We start from the raw sequence: 23,851 nt of genomic DNA on the forward strand, positions 1-23,851 counted from the left end.
AGTTTATTCAGTGATATATTTTTGTTTAGTAATCCTATCTAAGTATTGATGTGGGTACTTTCAATTTAAATGATAGGGAGATTTTTCAAATTAAACAGGAGAATGATTGCAGTGGAAGGTGGCGACTCCTGTGGGACTAGCGCGAACTGAAAGCCCCGCAGGAACGCAGTGACGAGGAGATTGAAGGCGTGCCCCACGGAAACATACTAACATTAGTAGCACAGACCAAGGCCATGGTTTGTGCTACTATTTTTTTGTAGAAGTGAAGGGAAGTCGAGCGGACGCTGGGATCTGAGAATCCGAATCAGGAAACCGACTCACTTCACACCCTTATAAGAATCAGTTTAGTATGTTGGGTCCTCGAGACCGTGTATAAGAAAGTGGAATCAATAAGGCACTGTGATGGACTTCTATGAAGAATGAACAGGAGGAGAAGTATGAAACACGTCATCGCTTTTGATGTCAGTATGGGAAAAAGCACTATGGTCCTCTACGATCACAATCAACACTGCAGGTATGAAGGGGAATTGGAACATACTCTTACCGGTTTCCAATCGCTAAAAGAACGCATTGATTCTTTAACGGAACAGGATGGTCAGGTTCCAGAAATTGTTTTCGAAGCTACAGGTGTCTATTCGCAAGGTCTTGAGAAGTTTCTTCAGGAACACCAGTATCCTTACAGCCGGCTCAATCCATTAGAGGCTAAACTCCAAACCGCCTCCATGCGCAGGCAGAAAACGGATATCGGTGATGCCCATGAACTGGCCAGGTCGCATTTTAGGATTGATCGTCCAGAAACCTACATTCAAGAAGACTACTATGAACAGATGCGTGCGTTGGGACGCTACTATGAGGATATTGAAAAAGAACTCGGTCAACATTCTAATCGGTTGCACGCTTTCCTACAGTTGAGCTTTCCAACGCTCGAAAAAGTGTTTTCGAAGAGTTCCATTTTGTTCTTAAATATCGTGAAGCTCTTCCCGCACCCGGCCTATTTAGGAGGACTGTCAAATGAGGAGTTATGCGATCAAATCAAACGTGCAACACGCAAAAACTTATCTGCCAAACAAGCGGAAGAGAAAGCAACTTTACTTCTCATGGCTGTTAAAAATTCCTACTCGGCTATTGGACCGAAAGATGTGCGATGTCAACATTTGAAGCAATATGCCAAACGCATTCAGGAACTACGGGTTCAAAAAAAGGAAATCATCAAACAGATGGTCGACCTTTCCAAAGATCGAGTGGAATTTCAAGTGCTCAAATCCTTTCCAGGAATCGGTGAAAACACCGCCGTTCAAATCCTTGGCGAGTTAGGTGACATCCGTCGTTTTCAAAATTCGAAACAAATCAATGCGTACGCAGGAATCGATATCCAACGGTATCAATCAGGCAAACTCCAACATCAGGATAAAATCAATAAAAGAGGAAACAGAAGACTGCGCAAAATCCTGTTCCAAATGGTCAGGTCTATGATCTCCTTGCGGGCAAAGACCCAAAATACGATTGTGGATTATTACGACAAATTAAAAAAGCAACCCAATGGAAAGCTCCATAAGGTTGCGATGATTGCCTGTATGAATAAGTTCTTGAAAGTTGCATTTCACCTTATCCAAAATGGCATCCTGTACCGGTACGAATCAGCAGTGTTTCGTAACACGATTCCTCTAACTATAGCACAATAGCCCCTGCGAAAAAAACAGAAATCGTGAGGTTTATTTACTATGCTTATTTTTTCGGTTCCGTGTGTTAAATCATGATTTCTGAGGGTATAGTGAAGCCAAATATCTTTTAACAAGCGACGGAACAGAAGTCAACCGCTTACTATTTCATTTTCACTATTTTTTTCTGAAAAAGAAATGGGAAAACTCTTGACTAGTGGTAAGAAAGCGTCCGCCTGAAACGGAAATCCTAGATTTTAATAGAAAGTTTTCTATTAAGGACCGGGCTTATCTTGCCCGGTTTTCTTAATATTTCTCTTTATGTATTAAAAGGACTTTACGAATTATGTTCCTTTCTTTGTTATACTAAAAAGGCATCATTATACGAATTTAACAAGACAAAGAAAGAAAGAGGAGAAATAATGCAAACAACAGATAAACCTCATATTTTATTAATAGATGGAATGGCTTTATTATTTCGCTCATTTTTTGCAACATCTGTCTTTGGGCAATATTTTCGAAATGAACATGGAGTTCCAACAAATGGTGTACAAGGATTTGCACGTCATGTTTTGACTGCCAAACAAATGATGCAACCAACACATATGGCTGTATGCTGGGATATGGGTATGCATACATTCCGCAATGATTTATTTGATGGATACAAATCCAATCGACCAGCGCCTCCTGAAGAAATGCAACCTCAATTTGATATGGCTAAAGATATTTCTAAAATGCTTGGTTGGAAAAACTTTGGAGAAATTGGTATGGAAGCAGATGATTTAATTGGATCAATGGCATGCAAATGGCAAGATGAAGCAAATATTACGATTGTAAGTGGGGATAAAGATTTACTTCAATTACTTACTCCAACAACAAAAATAGCCTTTACGAAAAAAGGATATTCCATATATGATGAATATACATATAAGCGTTTTTTAGATGAATATGAAATTGAACCGTCAGTTTTTGCTGATGTTAAAGCTTTTATGGGGGACTCCAGTGATGGATATCCGGGAGTTAAAGGGATTGGTCCGAAAACTGCATTACAATTAATTCAAACTTATGGTTCAGTTGAAGGTGTCATTGATTCATTACATGAGTTGAAGCCTGGCCAACAAAAGAAAATTGAAGAGAATCTTGAGATGTTACTTTTATCTAAAAAACTTGCAACCATTCACTGTGAAATGGAGTTACCAATAGAACTAAATGATTTACTTATTCCTTCTTACACCAATGAACTATTAGAACAACTTGAACAAGCTGGCTTTGGTATGACAAGTCGACATGCCCGATCTTTGTATACTATTTAATTTTGTGTTGAATTCTTATGAATTGAAACCTTCTTTTTTGATTGAGGTACAATTTTAACAAATGTTAAAATATCCTGATTCTTTTCATAGGAGACATGTCTAATGCGGCTAGCCCTTCCTTTTCCACCATTATCATGGATAAAGAGTGTTATGCCGTTTTCATTTTCTCCAAATCCGATGAGTGGAACCCAGTGATAGGAAAATTCATATTTATACGTGTTAAACCAGTTAAATGAAAAGTAGCGATCAAATTTGCAAGCTACCGGACGGCCTTCAAGAAGTTCGGCTTTTGCTTCATCTATTGAGCATGAGTTGATTTCCCATGTTGAGCCAAGTGTTTTCCGAAGATTACGTATCAATAGCCATTTAAATAAACCAATTCGAGTACTACCTAGTAATCGATACATCTGATTCGCATCGTAAGGGCAATTATTTGGCATCCAGTAGCGCAAAATTGTTAAGGCTGTAACTGGACCGCAAGCAGAAGGCTGATAATGGTTCTTTATTGAGTCATCATACTGCGAAATACCTTCAACATTTATTTGTACATGCATAATTTCACCTCATCCAGAAAAATATACCTTCAATAATTCAAGTCAATGTTTGTGAACCTCCAACTTTGAATTCAATACAACAAGAGTCTTTCCGTATTTATAACAGTACGGAAAAACTCTTTTTTTGTAAAATCTAAACTAAGTTCAATATTTGCAACGTCAGCTAGTGTAAGTCATAAAAGTGTATCTGTCTGATGGAAGTTAGCAATCACTCGACCGACAATATCACGGTCTTTAACTTGACTAAAAATATTTAAATAATAGGCTGTCCAATAGTTTATTATAAATTTACAAACTGTTTTACCTAAATATAACGTTAGATGGAGGTTAATGATGATTCGATTACTAGAAAGTAAAGATATGATAAATGCTGCTTCGATTTGTGCAATGGCGTACCCTGGGATGAATATTACGGAAGAAGCTCCACAGATGAAATTCATAGAAAGATTGACTTTTGAACAAGAAACCGAAAATGATTTGAGATATTATGGGTTATTTTCAGATACAAATAATGAGCTGATTGGTTTGTATCGACTTCATGATTTTCGATGCAACGTAAACGGGGAAATGATTCGTATTTTCGGTATTGGCATGGTTGCAGTGCATTTCTTTCATAAGAAAGAGCGTATTGCCTACAGACTTCTACAACACTTTCATTCTTTAGCAGAGAAAGAAAACGTGGCACTTGTTTCCTTGTACCCATTCAATCCTTCTTTTTATCATAAGATGGGCTATGGATATGGCCCAACCCGGTATCAATATAGATTGAAGCCTACTAGTTTTCCGGACAAAGGGAAGAAAGAAAGAGTCGTGTTGTTGAATCCTAATCATGTAGAAGAAATAACTGTACTCTACAACGATTTCACTTCTAGACATCATGGAATGATTGAAAGAACATGGAATGAACGAAATTTAATTAAGAAAAAAGCGTCTTATTATGCAGGTGTTTATGAGGACGATATATTAATTGGTGCTATCGCTTACCGTTTAGAACCAGTAAAGGATAGTCATTTCCTACATCATGATTTGATAGTCTACGAGTGGGTTTGGTCAAAACCAAGTGCATTTATTGATATTTGTTCATGGTTATATTCCCAACAAGATCAAGTAGATCGGATTGTCATCAGGACACATGATGAGTCTTTAATGTACCAACTAAATGATCCGAGAAATGATACCAACAGATTGATACCAAGTGTTTATCACGAAGTGGCACAGGTTGGTAGTGGTTTGATGTACAAAATTATTTCAGTAGAAAAATTTATAGAGACTACAAATTTTCAATCACTTGATCGACCTGAGCAAGGGACTTCAATTACGCTATATGTAAATGATACTTTCCTTCCAAAACAGGATGGGACTTATAAAATAACGTATAATGGAGTAAATTGGGAAGCCGTAAAGGTTCAGATTTCTAAAGAAGAAGCAAATGTAAGTCTAACCATATCAGACTTAAGTTCTTGGTGGATGGGCTGTGTAAGTTTAGAACAATTCATTAATTATGGGAAAGTCCAAGTTAATGAATGTCATGCGACTGACCTAGACCGGTGGTTTAAACCGAAATCTAAACCGATATGTTTAACATCATTCTAAGACATATACTCTGAGACAAAGGTGAATGCAGAGAGAAGAAGTTATGCTCACAATAGGGGGGATATCATGAAGTTGTCTTACCAGTTATTGTCGACAATGAGTTTTCAAGATGCTCATAATTTATTTAATAGAGGATTCGAAGGATATTTTGTACCAATGAATCTATCATTTGATGCGTATATAACCCGATTGGGGATTGAAGGTCTATCTCCAGAGTTGTCTGTCGTGGCATTTCATCACGGTCGGCCAGTTGGCTTTGTTTTACAAGGAATACGCGAAGTAGATGGGCAGATGATTTCATGGAATGGTGGAACTGGAATTATCCCAGAATACAGAGGCAAGAAGTTAGGTCTTGAGCTAATGAAGGAAGCAGAAAGTTATTTAATTAAACGAGGAGTATCTATCGCAACTTTAGAGGCACTTTCAGAAAATAAGGCTGCAATAAAACTGTATGTAAAATGTGGATATGAAGTAGTTGATGACTTATACTTTTTGTCATCGACTGGTATAGCGCAATCACAAATGCCAAGCTTGGGGGAGTATGAAATTGCTCGATTGCCTGCATTTCAAGTAATAGGTAGTGACTTATTTTCTAAACTAGTACCCTGGCAAACAGATGCAAATAGTGTCTCAAAATTAGGCGGAGAAGCCGTCATCATTTCAAAAAATGGGATTATCAAAGGGTTTTGTCTCATTCGGAAAAAGCAAATTTACGGAAAAAAGTTAGAAGGAATCACGTTGTTTCAGTTTCAACATACTGGAGATGAAACCGCTGTACAAATATTGCTTGCTCATGCACTAGAATTTGATCAAACGATTAACAGAAACACTTACAATTTCCCGGTCGGAGATGGGGTTGTAGTTAGAGCTATGCAGGCAAATGGATTTGAAAAAACAACTGTTTCTCAAGTTTTTATGACAAAGCGTTTATAAAAAAACAACCAGTTCCTCACCACACCGAGTGAAGTGAGGAGAACTGGAGAGCCGTTCTGAATGACCGATAAGTTTCAATTTCCACTTGTATTCCTGTATGAACGATTTCACGAACAAATCGAGGATTAAATCCAACAAATATGGGGCGAATACCCATCAATTTCAAGTGTTATTGGCATGTTTTTAATAATTTCTTGTTAATATGTAATCTTTTCTTTTAGCTCTTTAATTTCAAGGTTTCTTACATGAAACTACCTCAAGTTTTTATTAAAAAAGAAGGTAGACACAAGGTCTACCCATTTTGGCTTTGTAGAAATTCAGTTATTTGTTCAGGAGATTTTGCATTTGCACTGTGCAAATGAGCTTTTTTCTCGCTATCTTGAAAAATCAGTAAGCTAGGAATACCCATAACATCATACTTTTCAGCAATTTCAGGTAGTTCATCACGATTTACTTCGTACCATGTATATTGTTGTTTATATTCTTCAACAATCGGGTCGATAAACATGTCCATACGTGTACAATCAGGACACCATCCTGCAGAAAATTTGACGATAACTTCCTTATTAGAAGAAATAATATCATTGAATTGTTCAATAGTTGAAATTGATTTCATAACTGTTCCTCCTTGGACCATATAGGAACAGTTTACACTCTTTAACTTCATGAGGGTAGCAATATTATTGAAGTTGTTGTTTGTATCCTTGGTATTGTTGCACAGCTTGTTGGATTTCTTGTGAAGTGGTAGGAGTCAAGACGTACCAACCATGAGTAAATAGTAAATCATAAAAACTACGTTGTTGCTTAGAAGTATCTCGCAGTTGTGCGAAAATAAGTTGATATAATGCGTCATGACTTGCTTCATGCATAGCCGTTTCATAAGAACTGCATAAATATTTTTCAGTTGAAAGGGCATCATTTAAGATGTCTCGATCGTTTAATTGAGGTGTTTCAGCAAAAGGAGTTTCTGGATTTTTCACAGTTTGTTGATTCATGAAACTGGACCTCCTTCACTTTGTTGTAATGTCTTTAATAACTCATCATAATGATTGACGTGCATTTGTTCAGCAGCTTCAAATTCTTTTTTTAAATCGGGAAGTTGACAATTTTGTGATGCCCAATTCATTTTTTTAGCCGCTGATAAATTCCATGACATCATATCTTTGTAATAAAGAAAATCCTTAGTCGATATCATTTTAGGTGGTTCTGGATAAAGCATTTGTTCGTTTTTAGGTTCTGAAAACAAGTTCATTTAATGTACCCTCCTTAAAATTCTAGATTAGTATGTGGAGAAGATGTTTAAATATACACTTTATCGTCTATTTTCTCCATGCAATAGATAATAGTAGAAATATTTTCAACTTTAGAAGCATAATATAGTGAAATGGTATTTAAATGAATGGCAACTTAAATTTTTTGTATTTAAAATTTTTTTTATATGTAGTAATTATAGTAAACTTAGACAGTATATAAACATGATGAAAATTTCCTTTTCCAATTATCATTTAAATATTGCGAAAAAAGTGAAAATGATCTAAACTAAATGACATAGATGTTGTTTCTATTTTTTTTGATTAATAAATGAATGAACATTCATTCAAAAAATATAAGGGAGGCTTTGCACGTGACTTATCAAATTAAAAAAGCTGCAGTTTTAGGTTCTGGTGTAATGGGTTCAGGTATTGCAGCTCACTTAGCAAATATCGGTATTCCTACATTATTGCTTGATATGGTACCTCGCAATTTATCAGACGAGGACAAAGCAAACTCAAAAGCTCGTAATCAAATTGCACAAGGATCTTTAGACAAACTACTTAAGCAAAAGCCTGCACCATTAGCGTCAAAGAAAAATCTTGCATTATTGACAGCTGGAAATTTTGAAGACGACTTAGATAAATTAAAAGATGTAGAATGGATTATCGAAGTGATTGTTGAAAATTTGGATATTAAAAAAGGTCTTTACGAGAAAATAGATGCTGTACGTAAACCGGGAACTATCGTTAGTTCTAACACATCAGGTATTAGCATTAACTCGATGGCTGAAGGCCGTTCGGAAGATTTCCAAAAGCACTTCCTTGGTACGCATTTCTTCAACCCACCACGTTATTTGAAATTGCTTGAGGTGATTCCTGCAACTTCAACATCGTCAGAAGTGATCGAATTTATGAAAGAGTTCGGAGAAGATCGCCTTGGAAAAGGTGTTGTGATAGCAAAAGATACGCCAAACTTTATTGCGAACCGTATAGGAACGTATGGCCTTCTTGTCACACTTCGTGAAATGTTAGCAAGAGGTTATTCAGTAGGTGAAGTTGATTCGGTAACAGGACCTGCAATTGGTCGTCCAAAATCTGCTACCTTCCGTACACTGGATGTTGTAGGACTTGATACATTTGGACACGTAGCAAAAAATGTATTTGATCAAACAACAGGTGACGAACAAAAAGTGTTTGAATTACCAGCGATGATTACGAAAATGCTTGAAAATGGTTGGTTAGGAGCAAAATCCGGGCAAGGATTCTTCGTTAAAAAAGGGAAAGAAATACTTGAATTAAATCATGAAACGATGGAATATGAGGCTGTGAAAAAATTAAAAACACCTTCACTGGAAATGGCAAAGCAACAAAAAGGACTTGCCGCAAAAGTGAAAACGTTAACATATGCAAAAGATCGTACAGGAGAACTACTTTGGAGTATTTTAGCACCTACGCTAACATACTCGGCAAAATTACATGGTGAAATTGCTGACGACATTGTCGCAATAGACAATGCCATGAAGTGGGGCTTTGGCTGGGAACAGGGACCATTTGAAATATGGGATGCCATCGGCGTAAAAGAATCAGTCGAAAAAATGAAAGTGGAAGGCTTAGAAATTCCATCTTTTGCACAAAGTTTGCTCGACCTTGGATTTGATTCATTCTATAAAGAAGACAATGGAGATACGTATTTCTTTAACGGTCAAGATTACTCACTTGTCCCATCAAATGAAAAAGTCATCAACTTAAAACAATTTAAGAAAAAACACGGAGTCATCAAGAGAAATTCGGGTGCTAGTTTAATAGACTTAGGGGATGGAATAGCATTACTTGAATTCCATTCACAGGCAAATTCAATAGGTCCTGATATTATTCAAATGATTAACTTCGCGGTTGATGAAGTCGAGAAAAACTTTAAAGGCCTTGTTATAGGAAATCAAGGAAAGAACTTCAGTGTTGGAGCAAACCTTGGCATGATTTTAATGGAAGCCCAAGATGATAATATTTTCGAACTTGATTTTGTAGTTCGCTCATTCCAAAATGCAATGTTGAAAATCAAATACAGTTCAAAACCAGTTGTTGCAGCACCTTTCGGAATGACGCTAGGCGGCGGAGCGGAAGTTTGCTTACCTGCTGCACATATTCAAGCGTCTCATGAAACTTATATGGGATTAGTTGAAGTGGGAGTTGGTCTTATTCCTGGTGGTGGTGGGAATAAAGAATTGTATATGAAACATTTAAAAGGATTGCCAAATGGTGTACACATAGATTACCAATTCGTGGCAAATAAAGTGTTTGAAACGATTGCCACGGCTAAAGTATCGACTTCTGGAGAAGAAGCGCGTGAAAATAACTTCTTAAGCTTTGTTGATGGTATTAGTGTGAATGCTGATCACTTAATCTATGATGCGAAACAAGTTGCGCTATCTTTATATGAAAATAACTACAAAACACCACTTCGTGAAAAAGTTCCTGTTACAGGTGAATCAGGTTATGCAACTCTATTACTTGGAGCAGAAGGTATGTTTTTATCTGGTTTCATCAGCGAGCATGATTTGAAAATCGCGAAGAAATTAGCTTATGTATTAGCGGGCGGAAAAGTCCCATATGGCACGTTAGTTAACGAACAATATTTGCTCGATTTAGAGCGGGAAGCATTTTTAAGTTTAGTAGCAGAACCAAAATCTCAAGCCAGAATGCAAAACATGTTGGTTAAAGGAAAACCGCTTCGTAACTAAAGAACGGTATAGAGGAGGAGAACTTATGCGCGAGGCAGTAATAGTAGCAGGTGCCAGAACACCTGTAGGGAAAGCGAAAAAAGGCTCCCTTGCAACAGTGAGACCAGATGATTTTGGTGCATTAGTTGTAAAAGAAACGTTAAAACGAGCTGGAGGATACGATGGTCCAATAGATGATTTAATTTTAGGTTGTGCAATGCCTGAAGCAGAACAAGGAATGAACGTAGCTCGAAATATCGGTGCACTTGCAGGTTTAGCAGATACTACACCGGCGATTACGATAAACCGATTCTGTTCATCAGGACTTCAATCGATTGCTTATGCTGCAGAACGCATTATGCTTGGCCACTCACAAGCCATTATTGCTGGTGGCGTGGAGTCTATGAGTATGGTGCCAATGATGGGTAATACAATTCGACCAAATGCAACACTAGCTGAAACCGCTCCTCAGTATTATATGGGAATGGGTCATACGGCTGAGCAAGTTGCAGTGAAGTATGGAATCACACGTGAAGAGCAAGACGCATTCGCGGTGCGTTCACATGAACTTGCTGCGGCAGCAATTGCATCTGGAAAATACAAAGATGAAATTGTACCAGTTGAAGTACTGAAACGTTATCTTGATGAAAATAATAAAGCGCAAGAAAAGAAATTTATGTTTGAAATGGATGAAGGTGTTCGTGTTGGGACGAACATGGAGACACTCGCAAAACTTCGCCCAGCTTTTAATGTACGAGGGACAGTTACCGCTGGGAATTCTTCTCAAACGTCTGATGGTGCAGGAGCATTACTTGTAATGGATCGTGAAGTTGCAAATGCTCAAGGTTTAAAACCAATGGCGAAATTCTTGTCATTTGCTGTAGGGGGCGTACCTCCAGAAATCATGGGAATAGGACCTATTGTGGCCATTCCAAAAGCGTTGAAAATCGCTGGTCTTTCCATAGAGGACATTGACTTGTGGGAATTAAATGAAGCATTTGCTTCTCAATCCATTCAAGTAGTACGTCATTTAGGTATTGATATTAATAAAGTAAATGTCAATGGGGGAGCTATCGCTCTAGGTCATCCACTTGGCGCAACAGGTTCCATATTAACGTTGAAAATGATTCATGAATTAAAACGTCAAGGTAAGCAGTTCGGAGTTGTCACAATGTGTATTGGTGGCGGAATGGGCGCAGCAGGCGTATTTGAAATTCTTTAATACTAGGAGGAAATAATATGACAGAAATGATTAAAGGCGGAAGTTTTTTAGTAGAAGACGTGGCAATAGAACGTGTCTTCACACCTGAAGATTTTACAGATGAGCATAAAATGATTGCAAAGACAACGGAGGACTTCGTATCACAAGAAGTTGTTCCAGTCATAGAAAAATTAGAAAATCACGAATTTGAGCATTCTGTAAAACTTTTGAAATCAGCAGGAGATATTGGATTACTTGGGGCTGACGTTCCGGAAGAATATGGCGGTCTTGATTTAGATAAAATTTCATCTGCATTAATTGCTGAAAAAATGTCTCGCGCAGGTGGATTCTCGATTACTCATGGTGCCCATGTAGGGATCGGCTCATTACCAATTGTTCTTTTTGGAAATGAAGATCAAAAGCAAAAATATTTACCAAAACTCTCAACCGGTGAGTTAATCGCGGCTTATGCATTAACGGAGCCAGGCTCAGGATCAGATGCATTAGGTGCTAAAACTTCAGCTAAGCTAAATGCTGAAGGCACGCATTATGTATTAAATGGTGAGAAACAATGGATTACAAATGCAGGCTTTGCTGATGTTTTTGTCGTGTATGCAAAAATTGACGGGGACAAATTCTCTGCGTTCATCGTTGAACGCGAATATTCAGGTGTTTCTGTAGGTGCTGAAGAGAAAAAGATGGGTATTAAATCTTCTTCAACTCGTACATTAATTCTTCAAGACGCTCAAGTACCTGCTGAGAACTTACTTGGTGAAGTTGGTCGTGGTCATGTAATCGCATTTAACATCTTAAACATTGGTCGTTACAAATTAGGTGTAGGTACAGTCGGTGCTTCAAAGCGTGCATTTGAATTAGCTGTAGCATATACAAATCAACGTCAACAATTTAAAACGCCTATTTCATCATTCAATTTGACTAAAGAAAAATTATCAACGATGGCTTCAAGATTATATGCTTCTGAAAGCTTAATATATCGCACAGTTGGATACTTCGAAGATCGTATGAGTCAATTGAGTGCAGACGAACAAAAAGATGGCAAAGCGATAGCGGCATCGATAGCAGAATACGCTATTGAGTGTTCAATTAACAAAGTCTTCGGTACGGAAGTGTTAGATTACATTGCGGATGAAGCAGTTCAATTACACGGTGGTTACGGCTTCATGCAAGAATATGAAGTAGAACGAATTTACCGTGACTCTCGTATTAACCGTATTTTTGAAGGAACAAATGAAATAAATCGTTTGTTAGTCCCAGGTACTTTCTTGCGTAAAGCGATGAAAGGTGAACTTCCAATTTTACAAAAGGCTCAAGCTCTACAAGAAGAGTTGCTAATGATGATGCCTGAAGAACTTGAAGATGCACCTTTAGCACAAGAAAAAATGCTTGTACAAAATGCTAAAAAAATAGGATTATTAGCAGCTGGTTTAGCTGCACAACGATATGGTACAAAACTTGAAAGTGAACAAGAAGTACTTGTAAACATTGCGGATATCGTTAATAACTTATTTGCAATGGAATCAGCTGTTCTACGTACAGAAAAAGCTATCCAACGTGTTGGTGTTGAGAAAGCAAATCAAAAACTTTTATACACACAAATCTTCTGCCAAGAAGCATTTGAACTTATCGAAAAAGATGCAAAAGAAACATTGATTGCTGCAGTCGATGGTGACAACTTACGTATGATGCTTTCAGCACTTCGTAAATTAACGCGTTCAACTCCTTATAACGTTATTGCTAAAAAACGTGAAGCTTCTGTTAAATTAATCGAAGCTGAAAAATATATTGTTTAATAGACACATTAAATAGAAAATCCGACCGCTTCCTATGAGGCGATCGGATTTCTTTTTTGTTATTATGATATAAACTAAGGAGGTTAAAGTATGTCGATTACGTATTATGGATATCCTAATTGTGGAACTTGCAAAAAAGCAAAAGCATGGTTAGATGCTGAAGGAGTATCGTATCATGATGTACATATTGTAGAAACACCACCTTCAAAAGAACAATTGAGAAAAATGGTAGAGATAAGTGAACTTCCTCTCAAGAAGTTTTATAACACAAGTGGAATGAAATATAGAGAGCTTGGCTTGAAAGATAAAATTTCAACAATGACAGATGATGAGCAGTTTGAATTACTAGCATCAGATGGGATGTTAATTAAAAGACCTCTTGTTACGAACGGTTTAAAAGCAACTGTAGGTTTTAAAGAATCGAATTTTACTGAGAACTGGAAAAGCTAATTACCTTGTTTTTAAAGAAGAAATATGTCAAAATGAAGTTGAATGTATTACATATCTGGAGGGGTATTAATGAGCACACCAAAAGATTTACGTTATTCTGAAGAACACGAATGGGTTAAAGTTGAAGACGGAAAAGCACGCATCGGTATCACACACTTCGCTCAATCTGAGCTTGGTGATATTGTATTCGTTGAACTTCCACAAGTAGGCGACGACATTAAAACGAACGAGCCTTTTGGAAGTGTTGAATCTGTTAAAACAGTTTCTGAACTTTACGCACCAATTAGCGGTAAAGTTGTTGAAGTCAACAGTGGCTTAGAAGACAGTCCTGAATTTGTTAATGAATCTCCATACGAAAACGCGTGGATGGTTGTTATTGAGCCGACGGATGTTTCTGAAATAGAATCTTTAATGACAGCAGAGCAATACGAAAAAATGACACAAGAGTAAAATCGTTTATTAAACGCCGACATATGTTCGGCGTTTTTTGCATATGTCGAGTATAAGTCAGTCTATCCAGGAGTGATCGTGCGGTGGATAAAATCATAGTTGTAGAAGGACGTTCAGATAAACAACGATTATTGCCTCTTCTTGCAGAGCCTGTTGAAATAATTTGTACAAATGGAACCGTAAGTGCAACTCGTTTAGAAGAGTTACTAGATCCTTATGTGAAATTGGATATTTATGTATTTGTAGATGCTGATAAATCAGGTGAGAAATTACGTGCGCTCATTAAACGTGAATATCCTGAAGCACTTCATCTATATACTGATATAACATACCGTGAAGTAGCGACAACCCCTATGAAAGTCCTTGCGAGCATTTTACTTGGAGCGAATATTGATGTGAAAACGGAATTTATTGTATAAAAGGATGAAGATAATGAAAGAATGGACAACTGCAGAGTGGGAAACTAATTCTCAAAGCGCAAATATTGCAGCTTATTATTTATACGCCCCCATGTGTGGAACTTGCCAAGTCGCATCCAAAATGTTGGAAGTGGTGGAAGAACTCTTGCCTAATGTGCAAATAGGGCAAGCGAATTTAAATTATATAGAGGATTTAGCTATTGACCAGAAAATTGAAAGTGTACCGTGCTTGATAATTGCTCAAAACGGACAAATTCAAGAAAAAATTTACGCATTTCAATCAGTTCCTTTTTTGTATAATCAATTGAGAAAAAAAGTTTGACGTTCACTTTTGAACGTGTTACATTATCAGTCGTAACAAAAAACTTAATATCGTAAACTCTTATAAAGAGAGGCTGAGGGAAGTGCCCTATGAAGCCCGGCAACCGTCACAATGTGTGAAATGGTGCCAAATCACTCAAAGTATATTACTTTGAAAGATGAGAGAACGGTCTAACGTATATAATTATGCATTTAGTCCCTTCTGCTTTTCTGCGGAAGGGACTTTTTGAATTCAGAGGTGAACTAGAGAAATGATTCAATTACAAAACTTATCAAAAACATTTCAAACAAGTAATGGTCAACTTATTGCAGTAGATGACGTTACATTGTCAGTTGAACAAGGCGAGATTTTTGGCATTATTGGCTATAGTGGTGCGGGTAAAAGCACATTAATCCGATTGTTAAATGGACTAGAAAAACCGACTTCCGGAAGTGTGACAGTTAACGGCCAAGAAATATCATCAAGCTCAGGTCAGGCGCTTCGAAGTGCTAGACAAAAAATTAGTATGATTTTTCAACACTTTAACTTACTGTGGTCTCGAACAGTTGAAGATAATATATCATTCCCGCTTGAAATTGCTGGAATAAGCAAAACGAAACGTAAGGAACGAGTAAAAGAGTTAATCGAACTAGTAGGATTAACTGGGAGAGAAAGTGCGTTTCCTTCTCAATTATCAGGCGGACAAAAACAACGTGTTGGAATTGCGCGTGCCCTTGCAAATAACCCCGAAGTATTACTTTGTGACGAAGCTACATCAGCGCTCGACCCAGAAACTACGGATCAAATACTAGAGTTGCTCGTGGATATTAACAAACGCTTAGGGTTAACGATTGCACTCATAACACATGAAATGCATGTTATTCGTAAAATCTGTCATCGCGTCGCTGTCATGGAAGCGGGGAAAGTGGTCGAGATGGGTTCAGTACTCGAAATCTTCCAAACACCTCAACAGGACATTACGAAACGCTTTGTAGCACAAATAAATGGTCCAGATGAAGCAAGTCAAACAATCGCTCATCTTATTGAGCAATATCCTTTAGGCAAACTCGTAAAGCTTGTGTTTGTTGGGGATCGAACAGAACAACCTATCCTTTCTAGGTTAATTAAACAATATCAAGTTGAAGTAAACATCGTGCAAGGAAATATCTCGCAAACTCAAAATGGTGCATACGGAACATTGTATTTGCAAATTGATGGGGATTCCTTAGCGATTGATGAAGCAATTGATTATTTACATGGACAAGATGTTCATACGGAGGTGATCTCACATGATTGAAAACCTTTTACCTAATGTTGATTGGGAAAAAATGTGGGAAGCAACACTTGAAACTCTGTATATGTCTGCCATGGCCACTGGATTCACATTTGTCATCGGACTTGCACTAGGAATTTTACTATTTCTGACTAGCCCACATCAATTATGGGCAAATAAAATGGTGTATTGGTTAACGGGGGCATTTGTTAACATCTTCAGATCCATCCCATTTATAATCCTGATCATCTTGTTAATACCGTTTACTAAGTTTTTACTTGATACCATTCGTGGTGCAAATGCAGCATTACCGGCACTTATCATTGGTGCTGCACCATTTTATGCACGTATGGTGTTAATTGCTTTACGCGAAATTGATAAAGGCGTAATCGAAGCTGCTCGCTCAATGGGTGCAAGAACGTCGACTATTATTTGGAAAGTGTTACTACCCGAGTCATTTCCTGCATTACTTTCTGGACTTACAGTAACAGCTGTGGCTCTCGTTGGATATACAGCCATGGCAGGAATTATTGGAGCTGGAGGATTAGGAAACTTGGCATTTTTAGACGGCTTCCAACGTAGTCGTGAAGATGTAACAATCGTCTCGACGATTCTCATATTAGTAATTGTCTTTATCATCCAATGGAGTGGAGATGCCATCACATCTAAATCTGATAAACGTTAATTTGGTGCCTACGAGTAAATACTCGATCACATATATCACGAAAAAGGGAGAGACAATCATGAAGAAATTTGTAGCAGGAATTTTATTATCAGTAAGTGCCATCACACTAGCAGCATGTGGTGATAGTGGTGCTGTAGATAGTGGAGACAGTGGAGATAGCAAGGAACTAGTAGTGGGAGCTTCAAACGTTCCACATGCTGAAATCTTAGAACAAGCAAAACCGTTGCTTGAAGAACAAGGGATTGACCTTGTAATCGAAACATATCAAGACTATATTTTACCAAACAAAGACTTAGAATCTGGTGATTTGGATGCAAACTATTTTCAACATATACCTTATTTAGAATCACAAATCGCGGATAATGGCTATGATTTCGTCAATGCTGGCGAAATTCATATTGAACCTATCGGTGTTTACTCTAAAAAATATAAATCATTGGAAGAACTTCCTGAAGATGCAACCATCTTAATTAGTAATTCTGTTGCTGACCATGGTCGAGTTCTTTCAATGTTAGAAGCAGAAGGATTAATTAAATTAGCTGATGGTGTTGATAAAACAAAAGCAGAAGTGAAAGATATCGTGGAAAATCCAAAAAACTTGGAATTCGATGCAGAGTATGAAGCGGCACTTCTTGTTCAATTGTATGAAAACGAAGAAGGCGACGCGGTGTTGATTAACTCAAACTATGCAATCGATGCTGGAATCAGCCCATTAGAAGATTCAATTGCGATTGAAAAAACTGATTCACCTTATGTAAACATCATTGCAGTTCAATCAGGCAATAAAGACAACAAAGAAATTAAAGCATTAGTGGAAGTATTGAAATCAAAACAGATTCAAGATTTCATTTCGGAAGAATGGGGCGGCTCTGTCGTTCCAGTAAAATAACATAAAATAAATTAAAGACGTCGGGTTTCGACGTCTTTTAATTTTGCAGAAAAAACGGAGTATTCCGGCTTTTGATGGATGTATTCACTTTAGTAAGTGGGTGTGTTAAAGTAATCTCATCTTTTCGGAGAGCACACTTGTACATTTAAGGAGGACAACATGAGAAAGATTAAAATCGGATTACTAGCACGAATCGTACTTGCAATTGCACTAGGTGTTTTAGTCGGGTCGTTTGCACCTGAATCAGTCGTTCAAATTATGGCAACATTCAATGGCTTATTCGGTAACTTTTTAGGTTTTGTTGTTCCATTAATTATTATTGCATTCATTGCTCCTGGGATTGCCCAACTTGGCAAAGGGTCAGGGAAATTATTAGGACTTGCTACAGTTTTCGCTTATTCATCCACTATAGTAGCCGGTTTTCTCGCGCTATTTGTAGCATCTAATGTGTTGCCAAAGTTTATTTCTTCTTCTAAAGGCGAATCTTTTGAAAATCCTGAAGAATTTCTTGCAACGGCTTTCTTTACAGTCGATATGCCTCCAGCATTAGGGATTATGACCGCATTACTTCTTGCATTCATTTTTGGTATTGGCATGGCATCAACAAATAGTGAAGTGCTAAAACGAGGATTCGATGAGTTTAACATTATTATTGAAAAAGTCATCTCAAATGTCATTATTCCTTTGCTACCTATACATATCTTTGGAATCTTTATGAATATGACATTTGGTGGTCAAGTAGCCAAAATATTATCTGTCTTTGCTATCGTTTTTGTACTAGTTATTCTTTTACATTTTACTATGCTTCTATTACAATATTCGACTGCAGGGGCTTTGAATAATAAAAATCCTTTCAAACTACTTAAAATTATGTCTCCTGCCTATTTTACAGCTCTAGGAACACAATCTTCAGCAGCGACAATTCCTGTCACATTGCGACAAGCTCGTAAAACTGGAGCTTCTGAAAAAGTAACAGACTTTACAGTTCCACTTTTTGCAACGATTCATTTGTCAGGAAGTACAATTACGATTGTGACATGTGCAATTGGTGTTCTCTTGTTAAATGGTCAAGCAATAGAATTAAAAGAAATGGTGCCATTTATCTTTATGGTAGGAATTACAATGATTGCAGCACCAGGAGTTCCTGGTGGAGCAGTTATGGCGGCAATAGGATTACTTAGTTCGATGCTAGGATTTAATGAAACGATGATTGCATTGATGATTGCACTTTACTTAGCACAAGATAGCTTTGGTACTGCAACAAATGTAACAGGTGACGGTGCATTAGCATTAATTGTAAACCGATTTTCACGTGATAAAGCGGCTAAACCAGACCTCTTAAAGAGTTAATATTCAAGCAGTTCTGACTGTTTAGTAATTTATTTACAATTTATTTTTCCTGTGGTAATATAACAAAGCAAATATTCCCACATTTAAAAGGAGATTAAATTATGAAAAAATTACTATTACTTCTTGCTTCCCTCTCTTTAGTACTTGCAGCTTGTTCTGGAGACAAAGAAGAAACAAAAGAAACTACTAATGAAGAAACTTCAACAGAAGAAAAAGTGAATCCTGCTGGAGATATGATGAAGTTTTACTTATCAATTTCTAACTCAATTAATGAAGTTGATGCGGATTTAAACGCTTATGAAAGCGCAAAAGCTGTAGAAGAACTTCCTGAAGGTGCTGAACTTAAAACGATGCAAGATGCTGCAAAAACAGCTGCAGATAATGCCGCTGCCAAAGTCGAAGAATTAGAAGTTCCTGCTGAATTAAAAGATCAACAAGAAGCAATCGACTCAGCATTAACTAAAATGCATGAAGCTTATACACTTAAATCAGAGGCCCTAGCTACTGAAGGTGAAGTTGTATTAGATGAAGCAAATGCAAAATTTGAAGAAGCTGATGCTGAATTAAATAAGGTATTAGAAGAAGTTGGCTTAGCTGGTTCAAGTATTTTAAACGAAGTATCACTATAATGAAAGAATCGTCCGTATATTCGGACGATTTTTTTTGTTTAAAGAAGTTGGTGTTGGGTAAATATAAAAATGTGAAGGATAACAACTCATAACTTTGAGTTGAAAATTTGAAAGGAATGATTCACTATCCAATCACCAGATCAAGCATACACAGAACGTATGGACCATGCATTCAGAGGTAAACATGGAGTGGGATTAGTTGATTACCAAAACAATTCAGAGCTCCGTCTACAAGTAGAACTGCAACGTGAACGTGATTATGAAGTTGGTCAACAAGTAGCAGCTAAATTAGAACGACTAGCACATCGCGAAGGATAATTCAAAATTAACTTAATCAATGAACTTTTGTTCATTGATTTTTTTGTTTATTTTTTTAATGAAATAAATTCTCATTTAGATAGTCTTCATTGAAAATGACATTCTAACTTCTAAACAATCAAAGCAAACGTGCTAATAAAGAGATTACTAAATGTATTGAACGATTTTAATATGTGAAACAGTCCGTCCGAAAGATTTGCATGTGCTTAAAATTTCAGTTAAGATTAGAATGATAATAATTAAGAATGGTATTACCATTCATTTATACACTTGGAGGTAGTAAAATGTCGACTTTAGTTATTCAAGATCTTCACGTTGCCATTGATGGTAAGGAGATTCTTAAAGGGTTAAACCTTACAATTAATACAAACGAAATTCATGCGGTTATGGGTCCTAACGGGACTGGTAAATCAACCTTAGCATCTGCAATTATGGGACACCCTAAATATGAAGTAACTTCTGGATCTATAACTTTAGATAACGAAGATGTACTTGAGATGGAAGTAAACGAACGCGCACAAGCGGGTATTTTCTTAGGAATGCAATATCCAAGTGAGATTAACGGTGTTACTAATGCCGATTTCTTACGTTCGGCAATAAATTCTCGTCGCGAAGAAGGCGATGAAATTTCAATCATGAAATTCATTCGTGAACTTGATAAGAAAATGGATTACCTTGAAATGGATCAGGAAATGGCACAACGCTATTTAAACGAAGGATTCTCAGGTGGCGAAAAGAAACGTAACGAAATTCTTCAATTAATGATGATTCAACCTAAAATTGCGATTCTCGACGAGATTGACTCTGGTCTTGATATAGATGCTCTAAAAGTTGTAGCAAATGGAATTAACCAAATGCGTGGAGAAGATTTTGGTTGTTTGATTATTACTCATTATCAACGCTTACTTGATTATATTACACCTGATCATGTTCACGTAATTATGCAAGGACGTATAGTGAAAACTGGCGGTCCTGAACTTGCTCATAAATTAGAAGAGCAAGGCTACGATTGGATTAAAGAAGAATTAGGAATTGAAGACGAGACTGTAGGTCAAGAAGCGTAAAGAAAGGAGACATACAAATGACGGTTGAAACAAAATTGGCATTAACCGAACAAGATGTACGCTCCTATTCAACGGCGAAACAAGAACCTTCTTGGTTTGCTGAATATCGTGTACAAGCTTTTCAGGCGGCAGAAAACTTGCCAATGCCTAAACCAGACAAAACAAAAATTGATAATTGGAACTTCACAAGCTTCCCAGTTCATGCAGTAGAAAGCGATACGTTCGCTTCGCTTGCTGAGCTACCAGAAGAAGTGAAAGCCATTGTTACAGAAAATCAAAAAAGCGTTTATATTCAACGCAACAATACACCTGCTTATTTACAAGTTTCTGATGAGTTAAAAGCGCAAGGTGTAATTTTTACAGATATATTTACTGCTGTTCGCGAACATGGTGAGCTAGTTCAAAAGTATTTCATGACAAACGGTGTGAAAACGGATGAGCATAAACTCGCTAGTCTACATGCTGCTTTATTAAATGGTGGCGTATTTGTATACGTTCCGAAGAATGTTGAGGTAGTTGAACCAATTCAAGTCGTTTTCTTGCATGACAATACTGAAGCTTCTCTTTTTAACCACACAATAGTTGTAGCGGATACGAATAGCTCAGTAACTTATGTGGAAAACTATCTTTCAACAGTTCCAGAAGCATTGGGAGTTGTAAATATTGTTTCTGAAGTGCTTGCAAAAGACAATGCACGTATTACTTTCGGAGCAGTAGATGTATTGGCAAAAGGATTAACGACTTACGTAAATCGTCGAGGCGTAGCAGACCGTAATGCTCGTATTGATTGGGCTCTTGGACTAATGAATGATGGCAATACCATTTCAGAGAACGTTACACACTTAGTTGGAGACGGTTCTTATGGTGATACCAAAATGGTTACAGTTGGTCGCGGTAAACAGAAGCAAAACTTCACTACTAAAATAATTCACTGGGGTAAACACTCTGAAGGGTTTATTTTGAAACATGGTGTTATGAAAGATGAAGCCTCTTCCATTTTCAATGGAGTTGGAAAAATCGAACATGGTGCTACAAAAGCTAACGCTGTTCAAGAGGCGCGTATACTAATGTTGAATGAAAAAGCACGTGGAGATGCGAATCCAATTCTGTTAATTGACGAAGATGATGTAACGGCAGGACACGCAGCTTCTGTTGGTCGTGTAGATCCACTTCAACTATACTACTTAATGAGCCGCGGTATTTCTAAGCAAAATGCAGAACGATTAGTTGTTCATGGTTTCCTTGCACCAGTTGTAAATGTGTTACCAATAGACGGTGTTAAAAAGCAACTTGCGGAGGTTATTGAAAGGAAAGTGCGCTAATGATCAATAAAGACATTCGAAGCTATTTCCCTATTTTGAACCAAGAAGTGAACGGCTATCCGCTTGTCTATCTTGATAGTGCAGCGACATCTCAAAAACCCGTTCAAGTCATTGAAGCGTTAAGAAAATATTACGAGTTCGATAATTCAAATGTTCACCGAGGTGTTCATACACTTGGTAATCGCGCAACTGAAAGTTATGAAGGTGCGCGAGAAAAAGTGCGTAACTTCATTTCAGCAAAGTCTACACAAGAAGTCATTTTCATGCGTGGAACAACTACTGCTCTTAATACAGTGGCCCAAAGTTACGGTGAAGCAAATGTACAAGAAGGCGATGAAATTGTCATCACGTATATGGAGCATCACTCTAATATCATTCCTTGGCAACAATTGGCCAAAGAAAAAGGTGCCATTTTAAAATACGTAGATTTAGAAGAAGATGGAACGCTATCTTTAGAAAAAGTGCGTGCAACGATTACTCAACGAACTAAAATTGTTTCGATTATGTATGTGTCAAATGTTCTTGGAACAATGAACCCAATAAAAGAAATTACACAGATTGCTCACGAAAATGGAGCAGTAATGGTTGTAGATGGAGCACAAGCTGCTCCTCATTTACGCATTGATGTACAAGATTTAGATTGTGATTTCTTCGCTTTTTCTGGTCATAAAATGTGTGGGCCAACTGGGATCGGTGTGTTATATGGAAAGAAAGAGTTGCTCGAGCAAATGGAGCCTGTTGAATTCGGGGGCGAGATGATTGACTTCGTTGGGTTATATGACTCTACGTGGAAAGAACTTCCATGGAAGTTTGAAGGCGGCACTCCAATCATTGCAGGTGCTGTAGGATTAGCTGCAGCAATCGATTTCTTAGAAGAAATTGGTCTTGATGAGATCGAGAAGCATGAACATGAACTCGCAGCATATGCGATGGATCGTATGTCTACGATTAATGGTTTAACGATTTATGGACCAAAAGATCCGGGTAAAAGAGCAGGGATTGTTACCTTTAACGTAAATGATGTACATCCTCACGATTTAGCAACTGTTCTGGATATGAATGGTATTGCAGTTCGTGCTGGACATCATTGTGCTCAACCATTAATGAAATGGTTGCAGGTATCAGCTACTGCGCGTGCAAGCTTCTATGTATACAACTCTGAAGAAGATATTGACCGATTAGTAGCAGGACTTAGCACGGCAAAGGAGTATTTTAACGATGTCTTTTAAAAATTTGGATCAGCTATATAGATCAGTCATTATGGATCATTACAAAAAACCTCGTAACAAGGGGTCACTTGAAGATGGTAGTGTCACAATTGATTTGAATAACCCTACTTGTGGGGACCGTATTCATTTAACTTTGCAAGTCACTAATGGAATTGTGGAAAATGCGAAATTTGATGGAGAAGGATGCTCGATTTCAATGGCATCTGCCTCTATGATGACGCAGGCCGTAAAAGGAAAACCAGTCGAAGAAGCTTTAAATCTTTCGACAATTTTTTCAGATATGATGCTTGGAAAAGAACTTGATGACTCGATTGACTTAGGCGATATAGAATCTTTATCTGGTGTATCAAAGTTTCCTGCGCGTATTAAATGTGCCACTCTTGCTTGGAAAGCCATGGAAAAAGGTGTAGAAAACGAATCACATTCGTAAATAGAACGG

General features: G+C 37.4%; 25 protein-coding genes and 1 riboswitch. Of the genes, 21 read left to right on the top strand and 4 right to left on the bottom strand.

Going from position 1 to position 23,851, the window contains the following annotated elements; all coding sequences use genetic code 11:
- The first annotated feature begins 437 nt into the window (after nucleotides 1–437).
- Nucleotides 438–1,682 carry an IS110 family RNA-guided transposase gene (locus E2636_RS04925; protein ID WP_134209225.1) on the top strand — a complete coding sequence of 415 codons (1,245 nt, stop codon included), beginning with the start codon at nucleotides 438–440 and terminating at the stop codon, nucleotides 1,680–1,682.
- A 398-nt stretch (nucleotides 1,683–2,080) separates the two neighbouring features.
- Nucleotides 2,081–2,971: a 5'-3' exonuclease gene (locus E2636_RS04930; RefSeq protein WP_134209226.1), complete on the top strand. Its 891-nt coding sequence runs from the start codon at nucleotides 2,081–2,083 to the stop codon at nucleotides 2,969–2,971.
- On the opposite strand, the gene E2636_RS04935 is transcribed toward E2636_RS04930, so the two are convergent.
- On the bottom strand, nucleotides 2,968–3,525 hold the full coding sequence (locus E2636_RS04935) for a cysteine peptidase family C39 domain-containing protein (RefSeq protein WP_134209227.1): 558 nt from the start codon (nucleotides 3,523–3,525) through the stop codon (nucleotides 2,968–2,970). The genes E2636_RS04930 and E2636_RS04935 overlap by 4 nt on opposite strands.
- A gap of 333 nt (nucleotides 3,526–3,858) precedes the next feature.
- Between E2636_RS04935 and E2636_RS04940 the strand changes: the two genes are divergently transcribed.
- Together E2636_RS04940 and E2636_RS04945 are read left to right on the top strand one after the other, a co-directional pair.
- Nucleotides 3,859–5,118, top strand: a complete 1,260-nt coding sequence (locus E2636_RS04940) for a GNAT family N-acetyltransferase (protein ID WP_166669481.1) — start codon at nucleotides 3,859–3,861, stop codon at nucleotides 5,116–5,118.
- 66 nt (nucleotides 5,119–5,184) lie between these two features.
- Nucleotides 5,185–6,051 (top strand): GNAT family N-acetyltransferase, encoded by an 867-nt coding sequence (locus E2636_RS04945; RefSeq protein ID WP_134209229.1) that lies wholly within the window; start codon nucleotides 5,185–5,187, stop codon nucleotides 6,049–6,051.
- 292 nt (nucleotides 6,052–6,343) lie between these two features.
- Here the strand turns inward: E2636_RS04945 and E2636_RS04955 are convergent, their stop codons facing one another.
- The 3 genes from E2636_RS04955 to E2636_RS04965 all read right to left on the bottom strand — a co-directional run bounded on the left by E2636_RS04955 (nucleotide 6,344) and on the right by E2636_RS04965 (nucleotide 7,303).
- Nucleotides 6,344–6,667 (bottom strand): thioredoxin family protein, encoded by a 324-nt coding sequence (locus E2636_RS04955; RefSeq protein ID WP_134209230.1) that lies wholly within the window; start codon nucleotides 6,665–6,667, stop codon nucleotides 6,344–6,346.
- 64 nt (nucleotides 6,668–6,731) lie between these two features.
- Nucleotides 6,732–7,046, bottom strand: a complete 315-nt coding sequence (locus E2636_RS04960; protein ID WP_134209231.1) for a spore coat protein — start codon at nucleotides 7,044–7,046, stop codon at nucleotides 6,732–6,734.
- On the bottom strand, nucleotides 7,043–7,303 hold the full coding sequence (locus E2636_RS04965) for a hypothetical protein (RefSeq protein WP_134209232.1): 261 nt from the start codon (nucleotides 7,301–7,303) through the stop codon (nucleotides 7,043–7,045). The genes E2636_RS04960 and E2636_RS04965 overlap by 4 nt, the downstream gene beginning before the upstream one ends.
- Nucleotides 7,304–7,636: 333 nt before the next feature.
- Here E2636_RS04965 and E2636_RS04970 point away from each other — a divergent pair, with 333 nt between their 5' ends.
- The 17 genes from E2636_RS04970 to sufU all read left to right on the top strand — a co-directional run bounded on the left by E2636_RS04970 (nucleotide 7,637) and on the right by sufU (nucleotide 23,842).
- Nucleotides 7,637–10,042, top strand: a complete 2,406-nt coding sequence (locus tag E2636_RS04970; protein WP_456093937.1) for a 3-hydroxyacyl-CoA dehydrogenase/enoyl-CoA hydratase family protein — start codon at nucleotides 7,637–7,639, stop codon at nucleotides 10,040–10,042.
- Between the two features lie 25 nt (nucleotides 10,043–10,067).
- On the top strand, nucleotides 10,068–11,243 hold the full coding sequence (locus tag E2636_RS04975; RefSeq protein ID WP_134209234.1) for an acetyl-CoA C-acetyltransferase: 1,176 nt from the start codon (nucleotides 10,068–10,070) through the stop codon (nucleotides 11,241–11,243).
- A 17-nt stretch (nucleotides 11,244–11,260) separates the two neighbouring features.
- On the top strand, nucleotides 11,261–13,033 hold the full coding sequence (locus tag E2636_RS04980; RefSeq protein ID WP_017379141.1) for an acyl-CoA dehydrogenase FadE: 1,773 nt from the start codon (nucleotides 11,261–11,263) through the stop codon (nucleotides 13,031–13,033).
- Nucleotides 13,034–13,123: 90 nt separating this feature from the next.
- On the top strand, nucleotides 13,124–13,483 hold the full coding sequence (locus tag E2636_RS04985; protein ID WP_134209235.1) for an arsenate reductase family protein: 360 nt from the start codon (nucleotides 13,124–13,126) through the stop codon (nucleotides 13,481–13,483).
- A gap of 69 nt (nucleotides 13,484–13,552) precedes the next feature.
- Entirely contained in the window at nucleotides 13,553–13,933 is a 381-nt protein-coding gene (gcvH, locus tag E2636_RS04990; protein ID WP_017379139.1) for a glycine cleavage system protein GcvH, read from the top strand.
- Nucleotides 13,934–14,016: 83 nt separating this feature from the next.
- On the top strand, nucleotides 14,017–14,352 hold the full coding sequence (locus tag E2636_RS04995) for a toprim domain-containing protein (protein ID WP_134209236.1): 336 nt from the start codon (nucleotides 14,017–14,019) through the stop codon (nucleotides 14,350–14,352).
- Between the two features lie 13 nt (nucleotides 14,353–14,365).
- The gene (locus E2636_RS05000; protein ID WP_134209237.1) at nucleotides 14,366–14,674 is read left to right on the top strand and encodes a thioredoxin family protein; all 309 of its coding nucleotides are present in this window, start codon (nucleotides 14,366–14,368) and stop codon (nucleotides 14,672–14,674) included.
- A 57-nt stretch (nucleotides 14,675–14,731) separates the two neighbouring features.
- A riboswitch (SAM riboswitch) is annotated at nucleotides 14,732–14,838 on the top strand.
- 86 nt (nucleotides 14,839–14,924) lie between these two features.
- On the top strand, nucleotides 14,925–15,950 hold the full coding sequence (locus tag E2636_RS05005; RefSeq protein WP_134209238.1) for a methionine ABC transporter ATP-binding protein: 1,026 nt from the start codon (nucleotides 14,925–14,927) through the stop codon (nucleotides 15,948–15,950).
- Nucleotides 15,943–16,611 carry a methionine ABC transporter permease gene (locus E2636_RS05010; protein WP_134209239.1) on the top strand — a complete coding sequence of 223 codons (669 nt, stop codon included), beginning with the start codon at nucleotides 15,943–15,945 and terminating at the stop codon, nucleotides 16,609–16,611. The genes E2636_RS05005 and E2636_RS05010 overlap by 8 nt, the downstream gene beginning before the upstream one ends.
- 58 nt (nucleotides 16,612–16,669) lie before the next feature.
- Nucleotides 16,670–17,500, top strand: a complete 831-nt coding sequence (locus E2636_RS05015) for a MetQ/NlpA family ABC transporter substrate-binding protein (protein WP_134209240.1) — start codon at nucleotides 16,670–16,672, stop codon at nucleotides 17,498–17,500.
- Between the two features lie 159 nt (nucleotides 17,501–17,659).
- Complete coding sequence (locus E2636_RS05020) at nucleotides 17,660–18,850, top strand: dicarboxylate/amino acid:cation symporter (RefSeq protein WP_134209241.1); 1,191 nt, start codon at nucleotides 17,660–17,662, stop codon at nucleotides 18,848–18,850.
- Nucleotides 18,851–18,951: 101 nt separating this feature from the next.
- Complete coding sequence (locus E2636_RS05025; protein WP_134209242.1) at nucleotides 18,952–19,479, top strand: hypothetical protein; 528 nt, start codon at nucleotides 18,952–18,954, stop codon at nucleotides 19,477–19,479.
- A 189-nt stretch (nucleotides 19,480–19,668) separates the two neighbouring features.
- Nucleotides 19,669–19,797, top strand: a complete 129-nt coding sequence (locus E2636_RS19545; protein WP_279587114.1) for a YuzK family famiily protein — start codon at nucleotides 19,669–19,671, stop codon at nucleotides 19,795–19,797.
- A gap of 284 nt (nucleotides 19,798–20,081) precedes the next feature.
- Nucleotides 20,082–20,861: a Fe-S cluster assembly ATPase SufC gene (gene sufC, locus E2636_RS05030; protein ID WP_134209243.1), complete on the top strand. Its 780-nt coding sequence runs from the start codon at nucleotides 20,082–20,084 to the stop codon at nucleotides 20,859–20,861.
- A gap of 17 nt (nucleotides 20,862–20,878) precedes the next feature.
- Nucleotides 20,879–22,183 (top strand): Fe-S cluster assembly protein SufD, encoded by a 1,305-nt coding sequence (gene sufD, locus E2636_RS05035; RefSeq protein ID WP_134209244.1) that lies wholly within the window; start codon nucleotides 20,879–20,881, stop codon nucleotides 22,181–22,183.
- Entirely contained in the window at nucleotides 22,183–23,412 is a 1,230-nt protein-coding gene (locus tag E2636_RS05040) for a cysteine desulfurase (protein WP_134209245.1), read from the top strand. Before sufD ends, E2636_RS05040 begins: the two co-directional genes overlap by 1 nt.
- The gene (gene sufU, locus E2636_RS05045; RefSeq protein ID WP_134209246.1) at nucleotides 23,402–23,842 is read left to right on the top strand and encodes a Fe-S cluster assembly sulfur transfer protein SufU; all 441 of its coding nucleotides are present in this window, start codon (nucleotides 23,402–23,404) and stop codon (nucleotides 23,840–23,842) included. Before E2636_RS05040 ends, sufU begins: the two co-directional genes overlap by 11 nt.
- Nucleotides 23,843–23,851: the final 9 nt, after the last annotated feature.

Origin of the sequence: Paenisporosarcina antarctica (assembly GCF_004367585.1) — a bacterium.
GTDB lineage: Bacteria > Bacillota > Bacilli > Bacillales_A > Planococcaceae > Paenisporosarcina > Paenisporosarcina antarctica.

What these genes read in the sequence shown, in the direction of transcription:
- E2636_RS04940 (WP_166669481.1), top strand. Translation starts at nt 3,859, where the DNA reads ATGATTCGATTACTAGAAAGTAAAGATATGATAAATGCTGCTTCGATT.
- E2636_RS04975 (WP_134209234.1), top strand. Translation starts at nt 10,068, where the DNA reads ATGCGCGAGGCAGTAATAGTAGCAGGTGCCAGAACACCTGTAGGGAAA.
- E2636_RS04965 (WP_134209232.1), bottom strand. Translation starts at nt 7,303, where the DNA reads ATGAACTTGTTTTCAGAACCTAAAAACGAACAAATGCTTTATCCAGAA.
- E2636_RS04945 (WP_134209229.1), top strand. Translation starts at nt 5,185, where the DNA reads ATGAAGTTGTCTTACCAGTTATTGTCGACAATGAGTTTTCAAGATGCT.
- E2636_RS05010 (WP_134209239.1), top strand. Translation starts at nt 15,943, where the DNA reads ATGATTGAAAACCTTTTACCTAATGTTGATTGGGAAAAAATGTGGGAA.
- E2636_RS04960 (WP_134209231.1), bottom strand. Translation starts at nt 7,046, where the DNA reads ATGAATCAACAAACTGTGAAAAATCCAGAAACTCCTTTTGCTGAAACA.
- sufU (WP_134209246.1), top strand. Translation starts at nt 23,402, where the DNA reads ATGTCTTTTAAAAATTTGGATCAGCTATATAGATCAGTCATTATGGAT.
- E2636_RS05020 (WP_134209241.1), top strand. Translation starts at nt 17,660, where the DNA reads ATGAGAAAGATTAAAATCGGATTACTAGCACGAATCGTACTTGCAATT.
- E2636_RS04930 (WP_134209226.1), top strand. Translation starts at nt 2,081, where the DNA reads ATGCAAACAACAGATAAACCTCATATTTTATTAATAGATGGAATGGCT.
- E2636_RS05015 (WP_134209240.1), top strand. Translation starts at nt 16,670, where the DNA reads ATGAAGAAATTTGTAGCAGGAATTTTATTATCAGTAAGTGCCATCACA.
- E2636_RS05005 (WP_134209238.1), top strand. Translation starts at nt 14,925, where the DNA reads ATGATTCAATTACAAAACTTATCAAAAACATTTCAAACAAGTAATGGT.
- E2636_RS04980 (WP_017379141.1), top strand. Translation starts at nt 11,261, where the DNA reads ATGACAGAAATGATTAAAGGCGGAAGTTTTTTAGTAGAAGACGTGGCA.
- E2636_RS04970 (WP_456093937.1), top strand. Translation starts at nt 7,637, where the DNA reads ATGAACATTCATTCAAAAAATATAAGGGAGGCTTTGCACGTGACTTAT.
- E2636_RS05025 (WP_134209242.1), top strand. Translation starts at nt 18,952, where the DNA reads ATGAAAAAATTACTATTACTTCTTGCTTCCCTCTCTTTAGTACTTGCA.
- E2636_RS05000 (WP_134209237.1), top strand. Translation starts at nt 14,366, where the DNA reads ATGAAAGAATGGACAACTGCAGAGTGGGAAACTAATTCTCAAAGCGCA.
- gcvH (WP_017379139.1), top strand. Translation starts at nt 13,553, where the DNA reads ATGAGCACACCAAAAGATTTACGTTATTCTGAAGAACACGAATGGGTT.
- E2636_RS04985 (WP_134209235.1), top strand. Translation starts at nt 13,124, where the DNA reads ATGTCGATTACGTATTATGGATATCCTAATTGTGGAACTTGCAAAAAA.
- E2636_RS04955 (WP_134209230.1), bottom strand. Translation starts at nt 6,667, where the DNA reads ATGAAATCAATTTCAACTATTGAACAATTCAATGATATTATTTCTTCT.
- E2636_RS05040 (WP_134209245.1), top strand. Translation starts at nt 22,183, where the DNA reads ATGATCAATAAAGACATTCGAAGCTATTTCCCTATTTTGAACCAAGAA.
- E2636_RS04925 (WP_134209225.1), top strand. Translation starts at nt 438, where the DNA reads ATGAAACACGTCATCGCTTTTGATGTCAGTATGGGAAAAAGCACTATG.
- sufC (WP_134209243.1), top strand. Translation starts at nt 20,082, where the DNA reads ATGTCGACTTTAGTTATTCAAGATCTTCACGTTGCCATTGATGGTAAG.
- E2636_RS04935 (WP_134209227.1), bottom strand. Translation starts at nt 3,525, where the DNA reads ATGCATGTACAAATAAATGTTGAAGGTATTTCGCAGTATGATGACTCA.
- sufD (WP_134209244.1), top strand. Translation starts at nt 20,879, where the DNA reads ATGACGGTTGAAACAAAATTGGCATTAACCGAACAAGATGTACGCTCC.